This is a genomic window from Aerococcus sp. BD502 (assembly GCF_057919555.1).
In genome coordinates, this window is sequence record NZ_CP147972.1 from 494,596 (window position 1) to 506,663 (window position 12,068).

The window sequence follows — 12,068 nt, forward strand, 5'->3', positions numbered from 1 at the left end:
ATTTAATTTTAGCGGAGTGTTTTTGCCTTGTCAATATGTAAATAGTAGTTATTCCTACTTTCTTTGTTCTTTGCTTAAGAAAAATAAAAAAAGCTGGTCACCCAGCTTCCTAAAAGAGCACTCCAGTACTCTTCTAAATTTTATCGACCTGATCAAATTCAATTTCCGCAATCGTTTCGCGGCCAAACATCTCAAGGACGACTTTCAATTTTTCTTGATCTTCTTCAATTTCTGTAATTTCGCCTTCCAAGCCATCAAAAGCCCCGTCAATAACGCGGATATGCTCACCCACTTCGAAGCTAATATCACGTTCCACTTTTTCACCTTGGGAGCGAAGCAAACGATGGACTTCATCATCTAATAAAGGCGTGGGCTTGGAGCCTTGCCCGTGCGAGCCTAAAAAGCCGGTGACGTTCGGAGTATTACGCACCACAAACCAAGCTTCGTCACTCATAAGCATTTCGACGAAAACATAGCCAGGGAAGACTTTATCCTTAACGACTTTCTCCTTGCCCGTTTTCGTCTTCTCGACCCGTTCATTTTCAGGGAGAACGACGCGAAAAATATTATCCTGCATGCCCATAGAGGTGATCCGCATTTCTAAATCTTCTTTGACCTTATTTTCATAGCCTGAATAAGTATGCAGGACATACCATTGCTTTGCTTCATCCATTGTCAAGCTCATATCCTCCTTAATATTAATCTTCAATAAAAAAGCCTCTGAGGGAGGCTCATCCATACATTACCGTTTTTCTTGTCTTAGAGGCGAATGAACCATTGGAATAACATAGTCACTAATTCGTCTACGAGACCAAGGAAAATTGTTGCGGCAAAGATAAAAAACAGGACGGTTCCCGTGTCTTTCATGAGTTTTTTGCCTGATGGCCACTTCACAAGACGCATCTCATGCCAAACTTCACTTAGAAAACGCATCGTTCACCCTCCTTCAATTACTTCGTTTGCTTATGTAAGGTATGTTTTTTACAATGCTTGCAAAATTTTTTGACTTCAAGGCGTTCAGTGCGGCTGGCTGGATTGCTCTTGATCGTATAATTCCTAGAGCCACAGATACTACATGCTAAAATAATGTGTTTACTAGCCATAACACCACTCCTTTACTCGTCTTCCTACGGGTTAATCTTACCGAGAAGTCCTGTTTTTGTCAACTTAATTTTACAGCAAGTTAGTGTCAAGCAATGCTCGGTCAATCATAAAGAACTCTATCTCGTATCTAATTATTCAAAAGTCACTTCGTTTTTGTGCTAAAGGACGCTGCGTTGAAAAGCAGTGGCACCGGCTTACGCTTCATAGAAGCTTACGCCTGACCGTCCTATTCTGGCTCTATGTCGTTGGATAGGCCTCGCTACGCTCACCCTATCGGCACTCCGAGAGCCAGATATACGGACGGCCTGCTAACACTGCTAACGCAGGTCTTTAGCACGCACTCCGTGTCTTTTGGCGAAGCAGCTAACAAAATGTATGGTATAATTTCCCGACCATACTGCTTGACACTTCACTTGGAATCGTGCCCTGATGGGCACCACAAGAACTTTGTTGCGGCCTGTGACATAGTATTGCCCTAACAATCCCTGGATATTCGGGTATAAATGGGCTTGTATTAGCTTCAATATCTGATCGAACAGCTTCTTCAAAACAATGATTAGATTGAGCGGTGATAATGGCAGCCATTGCTGCTGCGCCTTGACGGGTCCAATTTCGTCCTTGCTTTTTCATGCGATAAGTATAAAGCCGATGGCCTGCTTCACAAACGCCACCGGAAAAATGGTTTGGTAAGCCTCGCTGCTCTGCTGGTTTAATGAGTAACCAATTCCTTTGAAGATAAGCTCTTAGAGCTTCAATTTCAGCCAAAAACTCCTGATGATGGTGCCAGCGACTTTCACAGGTCTCCAAAGTAACTTGAACTCCTTCGAAATCATAAGCCTTCACTTTTTTAATGACCAATTGACGTATTTTATGATCAAAAAATAGGCGCGTTCTGATTTTTTGAATGACATGAAATTTATCGCAGAAATGTTCATGCCGAAGGCATACCCCAATCATCTCGTTAAAATCTTCCTCCGTATAACCACTGCCACCATCCGAATTAGAAATCACAATCGTTTGATGTAAATCATAGTAGGATTTAAGAAATCGGCTAACTTTTTCTCGAAGGGCTGCACTAGATTGAACAGAAGAAAAATAATGAGCTTGAATAAGTTGATGCCGCGAAGTGGATCGATCGACGCCTTCATAGAGGGTCACACGGTGTAGTTGAAGATGTTTTGTCCTTTTCCCTTTTTTCTTCTTCTTAGTGATCAGCACACCATCCCCTTCAATGTACAGAAAAGGAACGGATCGTTTTTGAGAGTAAGCCAGTTCCTTCTCTTCTGCTTTTTTATTCTCAAAGCTTAAAATTTTTTGCCCAATTTCTTGAACAATATGATGTGCGGTCTGATGCGAAATACTAAAAGGCATTAAAGCATTGAAGGCTTCTGCAGTCGCACGAAAAGTTTGCTTCGTACAAAGCTGGGCAATTTTTTCTTTGACCTGAGAAGAAAGATGACTTCTTGCTTCTAGTCCTAAACACAAATCTAGGGGAAGAAAGCTAGAGTGACCTTCTTTTTTCATCCGACAGCGTCTAAAAGTGACGGCACCAAACATAAAACATAGTGTGCGTGGTTCATAGCGAGCAATTTTCCAGCCTTCGGCTTGGTATCTTTGAATTAATTGCTGATCAAGTTGAGTGAAAACCGCTGCAAGACATTCACAGCAAAAATTGCTTAATATCGGATAAACAATATCTTCAAAGTCACCTAAAGATGAGCAATTTTCCGTCTTTTTTAGAATATCTGTGATAATATCATTCATGAGGACATCTTCTTTCTTTTTTTTGATCAACTTAAAGATAGATGTCCTTTTTTTATTTTTCAAGTCTTACCGAGCATAATTTTACACTAAGTTACAGCAAAAAAGAGGCCAAGCGAACTGGCCTCCTTCCTTGTTCTATTCTTGATCCAGTAAATCAGCAAGGGCCTTGGCGACATGAGCTGGTGTAAAGCCGTATTTCTCCTGAACGACATTCCCTGGTGCAGAGGCCCCAAAGGTGTCGATGCCAAGGATTTTCCCTTCGCGGCCAACATAGCGTTCCCAGCCGAAAGGTGAGCCCATTTCAACAGCTAAGCGCTTGGTCACCGCTCCGGGAAGAACTTTCTCTTGGTAGTCGTCATCTTGTTCCTCGAAAAGTTCAAAGCTTGGCATAGAAACAATTTGCACATCTTCCCCAGCTTCACCTAATTGTTCTTTCGCGTCTAGAGCGAGTTTGACTTCTGAACCCGTAGCAATCACCAAGGCACTCGGTGTCTCTGCCTTAGCCTCGGAGATGATATAAGCTCCCTTAGCCACATGGTCCGGCGCCAAATCCTTCGTCTTAGGCAGAGTAGGCAAACCTTGGCGACTCAAGACAAGTAGTGTCGGTTTATCAGTCGTCTCTAAGGCCTTGAGCCAGGCTGCCGCGGTTTCATTCCCGTCAGCGGGTCGCAAAACATTCACATTAGGCATGGCGCGAACACTGGCTAATTGCTCAATCGGTTCATGGGTTGGCCCATCCTCACCCACGGCAATGGAATCGTGAGTCAGCACATAAATAGCTCCGGTTCCTTGAATGGCAGCAAGGCGTAGGGCTGCCCGCAAGTAGTCCACAAAAACGAAGAAAGTTCCACCGTAAACACGTGTCCCCCCGTGGAGGTCAATCCCATTCATTGCTGCCGCCATGGCAAATTCACGAACCCCAAACCAAATGTTTCGGCCTGCGTAATTCTCGCTACTGAAATCTTCTTCTTCCTCGCTCATGGTTTTATTGGAGGAAGCCAAGTCAGCAGAGCCGCCCCAGAGTTGTGGCATCGCTTTGCTGAGGGCTTGAATAATTTCAGAAGAAGCTGCCCGACTGGCCAAGGTATCTCCTTCCTCATAGGTAGGTAAGACATCGGCCAAGTTTTCTGGTAATTCCCCTTTAAAGCCCGCTACAAATCGCTTAGCCAGTTTGGGATAGGCTTTTTCATAAGCGGCAAAGTCTGCTTGCCAATCTGCTTCGGCTTCTTTGCCGTGGGCTAGCACGGTTTCCTCAAACCGCTTGTAAACTGCAGCTGGCACAGCAAAAGCTTCTTCTTGCCAGTTGTAAACTTTCCTGGCATGGGCAATACCTTCTTCACCAATGGGTGCCCCATGCACCGCAGAAGTTCCGGCTTGCGGTGCCCCGTAACCAATTTGAGTTTTTACTTCGATTAAGGTAGGTTTTTCAGCTTCTGTTTTGGCATTCTTCAAGGCCTCGTCGATAGCTTCCATATCGGTACCATCTTCGACGAAAAGCGTTTGCCAGCCCAAAGCCTGGAAGCGGGCCTGCACATTTTCTGTGAAGGCTTTATCAGTTGGACCATCGAGGGAAATATCGTTAGAGTCATAAAGGACAACTAACTTGCCCAATTTCAAATGACCAGCTAGGGAGGCAGCTTCTTGGGAAATACCCTCCATCAAGTCACCATCCCCGCATAAAGCATAGGTATAGTGATCAACGACCTGGTGGCCTTCTTTATTATAGGTCGCTGCCAAATGCGCTTCCGCCATTGCCATCCCCACTGCCATCGCTAGCCCCTGACCTAAAGGGCCTGTTGTTGCCTCTACCCCCGAGGTGTGATGAACTTCCGGGTGACCAGGCGTTTTGCTCTCATATTGACGAAAAGCTTTCAAATCATCAATCGTCACATCAAAACCAGAAAGATGCAATAGGGAATAAAGCAACGCCGAACCATGGCCCGCAGAAAGAACAAAACGATCCCGATCTGCCCAAGCCTCAGCTGTTTTAGGGTTCACCTTCAGATGCTTCGTCCAAAGCGTATAAGCCATCGGTGCACACCCCATAGGTAACCCTGGATGGCCAGAATTAGCCTTTTGAATCGCATTAATACTCAGCATGCGAAGCGCATTCACACCCAACTGATCCGTAGCGTCAAACAAAATGATCACCTCAAAATATTTTCAAAATAATGCCGTCTTATTACCAAACAATACGCCTTTATTATGACGGAAGTCAGTAAATAATGCAATAGTCAATCAGTGAGTGAGCCACCGTTTGCCCTCACTAAGTGTAATGGGATGCAGAGGCGAAAAAGCGGTTAGAAGCACTGGAAGCAAATGAGCCTTCTAACGACAGTTAGCTTCATCATTTAAATGAGGTGGATATCTAAACCGCTCGCCTGCACCGGACTTAAAAGCAGAACCTCTAGAGGCTTCCAGTGCTTTTGACCGCTATCAAGCTTCGCACCCTTTATTTTGCTTTGGTGGGTTTGAAGGTTCGGAGTCTGAGCGCATTGAGTAAGACGGACACCGAGCTTAGGCTCATGGCTAAGCCGGCAACCATGGGATTTAATAGAGGTCCGCCGAAGAGATGGAGGAGTCCCATAGCGATTGGAATGCCCAAAACATTATAGGCAAAGGCCCAGAATAGATTTTCCTTAATATTTTTGATCGTGGCGCGGCTAAGTTCAATCGCCGTAGGGACAGCTGTCAGAGTGTTTTGCATCAAGACGACATCAGCTGACTCAATGGCCACGTCCGTCCCATTGCCAATGGCTAAGCCCACATCCGCTTGCGCCAAAGCGGGCGCATCGTTGATTCCGTCGCCCACCATGGCAACTTTTTTCCCTTCAGCTTGCAGGCGACTGATCGCTTCGGCCTTGTCTTCCGGTAAAACATCGCTGATCACTTCACTAATCCCCACTTCCCGAGCAATCGCTTGGGCGGTGGCTTCATTATCACCAGTTAACATGACAGTTTTTAAGCCCAATTGCTCAAGGCGGGCGATCGCTTCCGGACTGCTTTCCTTAATCGTATCTGCCACGGCAATGACTCCCAACAATTCCTCATCTTGGACGATATACATAATCGTCTTGCCTGCCTTGGCTAAGCGTTCTCCGATGCCGGCCTCATCTTTAGCAAGTTTTAATTCTTCCAGCAAGCTGGCATTACCAATGTAAACCGTCTTGCCAGCTAAATCAGCTTTTAAGCCCCGACCCGTGAGCGCTTCGAAATGCTTCAATACACTCAAGGTCAGCTCTTTATCTTCGGCAGCGTCCAAAAGCGCTTGGGCAAGCGGGTGCTCGGAGCCTTGTTCGGCACTAGCGGCAATTTGCAGTAAGTCGTCTGCAGTTTGTTTCTTCAAAGTAACAATATCGGTCACTTTAGGTTGGCCAGCAGTAATTGTCCCCGTTTTATCAAACACTACCGTATCCAAATGACCGGTTTGTTCCAAGGCAGGACCCGATTTGATTAAGATCCCATGCTCTGCCCCTTTACCCGTGCCGACCATAATCGCCGTTGGGGTTGCAAGGCCTAAAGCGCAGGGGCAAGCGATCACGAGGACCGACACGGTGATCATTAGGGCAAAGGCAAAGTTTTCCTGGCTAAAAATCCACCAAGCTAAGCCTGCCAGTAAGGCCAAGGCGATCACCGTGGGGACAAAAATAGCGGAGACACGGTCTGCAATCCGGGCAATCGGTGCCTTTTCCCCTTGGGCTTCTTCTACCATTTGGACAATTTGCGCCAAGGTGGAATCTTCACCCACGCGAGTGGCTTCAAAGGTTAAATGCCCAGTCGTATTCAAACTGGCCCCCGTCACTTCATCGCCAGGAGCTTTTTTGACGGGCATGCTTTCCCCCGTGAGCATGGATTCATCGACAGCACTCTCCCCTTGGATCACTTGGCCGTCTACCGGAATTTTTTCGCCCGGCCGCACGACTAAGGTGTCGCCCACTTGAACATCGGCAACGGGAATTTCTTTTTCTTCACCTTGGTCCATCAGCCGGGCCGTTTCGGGAGCAAGATCCATCAGCGCTTTGATCGCTTGGGAGGTTTTCCCCTTGGACCGATTTTCGAAGTAACGCCCCAAAGTGATCAAAGTCAAAACAATCCCCGCCGATTCATAATAGAGATTCATGGCTTGCTCAGGCTGCCCTTGGAAAATTCGCACCGTGTTAACGGCACTATAGAGAAAAGCAGCACTCGTCCCCAAAGCGACTAGGGAATCCATATTGGGATGCCCGTTAAAGAGGGTCTTAAAACCCTTCGTGAAGAAAGAGCGGTTCAGCCATAAAATCGGCAGTACCAACAGCAATTGCACGCCAGCAAAGGCGACCGGTGCTCCCATCGGATCAAGGAAAGCAGGCAAAGGCAAGTGGAACATGTCCGCCATGGCAATATAGAAGAGGGGTACAGCACAAATTGCTGACCCGACAAAGCGGTACCAGAGGGCTTGTTCGTCTTTCGCTTTGTCTGTTTCCTGCTGGGCGCGCGCTTGGGCGGTTTTCACATCCGCCTCATAGCCGGCCTCCTTCACCACTGCTTCAATATCCCTCGTTGTCACCTCAGCGGGATGATAGGTCACAAGCATGGTTTCCTGGTTAAAATTAACGCTCGCTCTCGCTACCCCAGCCAGGTCATTGGTGGCTTCTTCAATCCTTTGGGCACAGGAGGCACAGGACATGCCTTTGAGGATAAATTGAGCTTCCGTCGTCGCACCCTCCTCAGGTAGGTCCAGTTCATAGCCAGCGTCGTGCACCGCCTTAGCTATTTCTGCTAAGGAAACTTCCTTTGTGTCAAAAGTGACGGTTAATTTCTCCGTCGCAAAATTGACCGCCGCAGTGTTGACACCCGCCATTTTTTGCACGGTTTTTTCTACCGTTTGTGCACAAGAAGCGCAATTTAAACCTTTCACCGCAATCGTCTTCTTCATAGTCCCCACTCCTTTCAATTTTAGTGTAAGCCTTACGTCTACAAATGTCAACAGATATCATTTCACCCAGAATTTTGCTATGATAAAGAACAGAAAGGGGCGATAACTTTGACGATCAAATGTATTGCGAGTGATATTGATGGCACCCTCATTACCAGTGAGCGGGTCCTAGCCCATGAAACAGCCGAGACCTTGCAAGCGGCCTTAGAGCGAGGCCTTCATATTCTGCCGACCACCGGGCGTAGTTTTTCCTCGGCACGGGCCTTTTTCGGTTTTTATGGCCTAGAGTTCCCCATGATTAATTTAAATGGCGCCCAAACCACCCGCGCCAATGGAACCGCCAGCCAGATGCTGACCTTCCCCTATGAGGATATCTTGCCCATGATGGAATGGCTAGAGAACCGCCACCTCGCCTATGCCGTCATCTACCAGGATGCCTACTACACCCCAGCCCTAGAACGCTATCGCCAATGGACGCTGGCAAGTTTAGAACGGCAGGCTCAGGAAATTAGACGCGCCCAGCTTAAGCAACCCGCTTCCGACAGCGATATTCTAAGCCTCGGCTACTTAAAGCCTATTGAGGAACTCGCACCTTGCGAGGAAGTATCTAAAATGATCCTCTTCCCAAAAACTGCCCAGCAGCAAAAAGCCTTTCTCGAGCAATTTGGCGGTTATGAGCATTTGCAGTTCAGTTCTTCTGGCGCACATAATATTGAAATCACGCAAAAGAAAGCCAGCAAAGGCAGCGCCCTACAGCGCTACTTAGAAAATAGGGACATCAAACCAGACGAAGTACTCGTCTTCGGTGACTCCTACAATGATATCAGCATGCTTGAGCGCTTCCCCTATAGTTTCGCTATGGCCAATGCCCCAGCCGAGGTCCAAGCGGTAGCTCAGTATACCGCCCCTAAGAATGATGAACACGGAGTAGCCCAAATTATTCAAAAATACCTATAAAAAAAGCCAGCCACTAAAGGTTCAGAAACCTTTAGTGGCTGGTAGTTTTTTAGTGCATTGGCGTTTCCAAGTAATTGAAGACTAAAGCTGCCGTTGCATTGACCGATTGGTAATTCGTCCGCTCGTAGGCGTGGCTGGAATCAATCCCCGCCCCAATCAAACCGTGGCGCACATCCGCCCCGGCTAACATGGCGCCGCTAGCATCACTCATGTAGTAAGGATAGATATCCAATTGATAAGGAATGTCATGCTCTTCGCAAAGCTTGACAAATTGCTGGCGCAGTTTGAAGTGGTAAGGGCCAGACGCGTCTTTCACACAGATGGACACGGTGTATTCATCCGTTTGCTGGTCATCCCCAATTGCGCCCATATCGACAGCGAGGTATTCTGACACCTTATCGGCGATGTTGGAGTTCCCCCCATAGCCAATTTCCTCATTATTGGAAATATAGAAGTGGGTCGTGTGGGCAAGCTCTAAGTCCCCATTTTTAATTTTTTCCAAGGCTTCAAGCAGTAGGGCGACACTGACCTTATCATCCAAGTGACGAGATTTAATGAAGCCTGTCGGCGTGATTTCCGTCCGCGGATCAAAGCTCACAAAGTCGCCAACGTTAATACCCAATTCGCGCACATCTTCAGGATCCCAAACTTCCTCATCAATCCGCACTTCCATATTATCGCCGTTGCGTTCGGCGGTCCCCGCATCTCGGTAAACGTGGACACTCGTTTGGTGCATCAAAATGGTCCCCGTAAATTCCTTGCCATTTTCAGCGCAATGAATCGTGCAATATTCTCCTTCAATGGCGTTAAAGCGGAAGCCCCCAATTAAATTCAATTTCAAGCGGCCGTCGGGCTTAATCGCCCTCACCATCGCCCCTAAGGTATCAGTATGGGCAGTCACAAAGCGATGCTCATCATCATTTTTACCCTTTTGGTGAACGAGCAGGCCACCTTTGGGCGTAATGTCGTAATGAATACCCCATTTTTCCAACTTCTGACCGATATGGGCCATAATGTCATAAGTAAAGCCAGTGGGGCTAGGAATTTTAGTTAATTCTGCTACCCTTTCCAAACGCTCACGCGCTGCCTGATCAAAACTCATTCCAAATCCTCCTTTTTGTTTCAAGCGCTGCCTGAAACCCTCCAAAATATTATTAAGCTACCCCTATTCTACCTCAAGGCAGCAGCTCCCTGTCAAGCTTATTGGTTAAAGGGCTTCACTCTTGGACTACAGGGCTTTAAGGCCTTTCTTTTTGCTGTGTTCTTGAATTTTCGTCCAGAAAATTAAACCGAGAGCCAAGAACAAAAACGCTATCCCCACAGTATAAGCGACCTCAGGAGAATAGGAGTTATAGAGGATAACCAAAAAAACACCACCAATTGGACTCACGAAGGTCACGACAGAACTAATGAGGGCAGAAACCGTTCCTAAAATATCAGGATCAGCGATCGCCATCACTTGCGAGCTAAATTTAGGATTAATTTGACCAGTCCCAAACGCCCCAATAAACATGGTCAAATAAACAAGCCATAAATTGCCCCATAACCATAAGTTGAAGAAATTGAGCAAAGTACAAGAGGTGACCAACACCAAATAGAAGCGTAAGGAAAGACGTGCGGTAAACTCAGTTTGCAGCATACCCCCCAGCACCATACCGATCATATAAACAGTGGTGACAATGAAAATGAGGGTGCCAAAACCAATTGCGTATCTCTTTTCGGCATCCATAAAGAACAAGTTAACGAGAGTCGTCTCCCCTGAGAGAATCAAATTAATGATCCCTAAGATACTCACATAGTAAAATGCATTTAAGCCAGCAGCCGTTTCTGTAATCTTCCCCACCAGTTTGAAAATATTTTTCTCCCCTTCCTTTTTAAGATCTTGGCTTTTTTCTTCCCGCCTATGGGCAGTGGAGAAAGCCACATGCTTGCGAAAAACAAAGAGACAAGCAGCGGACATAAAGAAAGTTAGTGCATTAATTAGGCCAGCAAGACGGTAGGAATGAAAAACATTCAAAATGACCAGCCCCAAAGATTGGCCTAAAGGCTGCAGTAACAAAGAAACACTCTGCATGAACCCTAGTGTTTGCCGGTGAAGTGTCTTAGGAACGCGATTTTGAATGATAGGATCCGAGAGACTACTCGAGTATAAACCAATGCAATCGGATACAATATTGATTAAAACAACCAGATAAAAAACGCCCACATAATGCTCATCAATAACCACCGTTAATAATAGGTAAAGTAAGCCTTGAAAAACATTGCTTAGCATTTTCCAGCGGGCTTTATCAGCAGTTTTATCAGCTAAACGTCCTAAGATATAACCAATCATCCCTGGCAGCATTGTTGCAATCGATACAATTGATACAAAAAGTTCCCTTTGCTCAAAGCTACGGGCATAGACTAGCAAGACGATATTATATATACTCACCCCTAAGATAACGAAAGCCTGTGAAAGTGTTAAACTGAGGACCGTACGATTTTTAAAGTACCTAATATTTTTTTCATTGTTCTATCCCCATTTTTCTTTGATGATAGTAAGACTAGTCTGCTTGTCGACCAAGACGCATAAAATGACTGGCTTGCTTTTCTCCTACACTAAGAGGGCAAAATATCTATTTTTACCTAAAAGATAATGGCACTTTCTAGTCATCTCCATCTTCTTAGTCAAGTAGTTGACCTGAAATTAGAAGTATTGCTCTTACCCTCTCCTTCCTCTCTGGGTAGAGAATTAAAATTATCAATCAAAGAAGCTTTTTTCTTTAAAGTCGGTTATTTTAAAAATTTACTCGATTACCATAAAGAACACTTGTTGTAAACGTTATATTATATCTAAATATTGTTATAGCATATTTTGATATCGTTGACAACAAATTAGCCCATTTTCTCCCAAATAAAAAAATGCCCGCGTTATCAGCTCCGCGGGCACCCTCTTCCTTATTTTCCTAATAAAGCTGTCACGTCTACTAAGCCAGCCTTGGCTTGATCCAACAGATCGGTCGCTTCCCCTGACGTATACTGCCCATTAATAAAGGCAATTACTAAGGGAAGATTCATGCCGGCATAGAGACGAAAAGTCTGGCCATCAAGTAGTAGGCGACTAGCCACATTGCAGGGTGTTCCCCCTTGCAGATCCACGAAAATAACAAAGTTATCAAGACCTGCCAATTCCGCTTCTAAACGTGCTTGGAATTCTTCCGGACCTTCCTCAGGCTTTAAGCCTAAAGCATGCAAAGTGGGCTGATCCCCCATAATCATTTCGGTTGTTTTTTTCAATTCTTCTGCTAAATGCCCGTGACTCAATAATACTGCATGTTGAGTCATGAAA

The 12,068-nt window shown here is 45.9% G+C and carries 10 protein-coding genes; 1 reads left to right on the forward strand and 9 read right to left on the reverse strand.

The window, feature by feature from the left end; all coding sequences use genetic code 11:
• Window positions 1-133: 133 nt before the first annotated feature.
• The 6 genes from nusG to WF803_RS02445 all read right to left on the reverse strand — a co-directional run bounded on the left by nusG (window position 134) and on the right by WF803_RS02445 (window position 7,783).
• Window positions 134-673, reverse strand: a complete 540-nt coding sequence (gene nusG / locus WF803_RS02420) for a transcription termination/antitermination protein NusG (RefSeq protein WP_489611878.1) — start codon at window positions 671-673, stop codon at window positions 134-136.
• 86 nt (window positions 674-759) lie between these two features.
• Window positions 760-933 carry a preprotein translocase subunit SecE gene (gene secE, locus WF803_RS02425; protein ID WP_489611534.1) on the reverse strand — a complete coding sequence of 58 codons (174 nt, stop codon included), beginning with the start codon at window positions 931-933 and terminating at the stop codon, window positions 760-762.
• 17 nt (window positions 934-950) lie between these two features.
• Window positions 951-1,103 carry a 50S ribosomal protein L33 gene (rpmG, locus tag WF803_RS02430; protein WP_489611535.1) on the reverse strand — a complete coding sequence of 51 codons (153 nt, stop codon included), beginning with the start codon at window positions 1,101-1,103 and terminating at the stop codon, window positions 951-953.
• A 364-nt stretch (window positions 1,104-1,467) separates the two neighbouring features.
• Window positions 1,468-2,898, reverse strand: a complete 1,431-nt coding sequence (locus WF803_RS02435) for an ISLre2 family transposase (RefSeq protein ID WP_489610821.1) — start codon at window positions 2,896-2,898, stop codon at window positions 1,468-1,470.
• 105 nt (window positions 2,899-3,003) lie between these two features.
• Window positions 3,004-5,010: a transketolase gene (gene tkt / locus WF803_RS02440; protein ID WP_489611536.1), complete on the reverse strand. Its 2,007-nt coding sequence runs from the start codon at window positions 5,008-5,010 to the stop codon at window positions 3,004-3,006.
• 310 nt (window positions 5,011-5,320) lie between these two features.
• Complete coding sequence (locus tag WF803_RS02445; protein WP_489611537.1) at window positions 5,321-7,783, reverse strand: heavy metal translocating P-type ATPase; 2,463 nt, start codon at window positions 7,781-7,783, stop codon at window positions 5,321-5,323.
• A gap of 108 nt (window positions 7,784-7,891) precedes the next feature.
• Here WF803_RS02445 and WF803_RS02450 point away from each other — a divergent pair, with 108 nt between their 5' ends.
• Window positions 7,892-8,740 (forward strand): Cof-type HAD-IIB family hydrolase, encoded by an 849-nt coding sequence (locus WF803_RS02450; RefSeq protein WP_489611538.1) that lies wholly within the window; start codon window positions 7,892-7,894, stop codon window positions 8,738-8,740.
• 49 nt (window positions 8,741-8,789) lie between these two features.
• On the opposite strand, the gene WF803_RS02455 is transcribed toward WF803_RS02450, so the two are convergent.
• From WF803_RS02455 to WF803_RS02465, 3 genes are all read right to left on the reverse strand, one after another.
• Complete coding sequence (locus tag WF803_RS02455) at window positions 8,790-9,842, reverse strand: M42 family metallopeptidase (protein WP_489611539.1); 1,053 nt, start codon at window positions 9,840-9,842, stop codon at window positions 8,790-8,792.
• 126 nt (window positions 9,843-9,968) lie between these two features.
• On the reverse strand, window positions 9,969-11,237 hold the full coding sequence (locus tag WF803_RS02460; protein ID WP_489611879.1) for an MFS transporter: 1,269 nt from the start codon (window positions 11,235-11,237) through the stop codon (window positions 9,969-9,971).
• A 440-nt stretch (window positions 11,238-11,677) separates the two neighbouring features.
• Window positions 11,678-12,064 (reverse strand): PTS sugar transporter subunit IIA, encoded by a 387-nt coding sequence (locus WF803_RS02465; RefSeq protein WP_489611540.1) that lies wholly within the window; start codon window positions 12,062-12,064, stop codon window positions 11,678-11,680.
• Window positions 12,065-12,068: the final 4 nt, after the last annotated feature.

What these genes read in the sequence shown, in the direction of transcription:
- nusG (WP_489611878.1), bottom strand. Translation starts at nt 673, where the DNA reads ATGGATGAAGCAAAGCAATGGTATGTCCTGCATACTTATTCAGGCTAT.
- secE (WP_489611534.1), bottom strand. Translation starts at nt 933, where the DNA reads ATGCGTTTTCTAAGTGAAGTTTGGCATGAGATGCGTCTTGTGAAGTGG.
- rpmG (WP_489611535.1), bottom strand. Translation starts at nt 1,103, where the DNA reads ATGGCTAGTAAACACATTATTTTAGCATGTAGTATCTGTGGCTCTAGG.
- WF803_RS02445 (WP_489611537.1), bottom strand. Translation starts at nt 7,783, where the DNA reads ATGAAGAAGACGATTGCGGTGAAAGGTTTAAATTGCGCTTCTTGTGCA.
- WF803_RS02455 (WP_489611539.1), bottom strand. Translation starts at nt 9,842, where the DNA reads ATGAGTTTTGATCAGGCAGCGCGTGAGCGTTTGGAAAGGGTAGCAGAA.
- WF803_RS02465 (WP_489611540.1), bottom strand. Translation starts at nt 12,064, where the DNA reads ATGACTCAACATGCAGTATTATTGAGTCACGGGCATTTAGCAGAAGAA.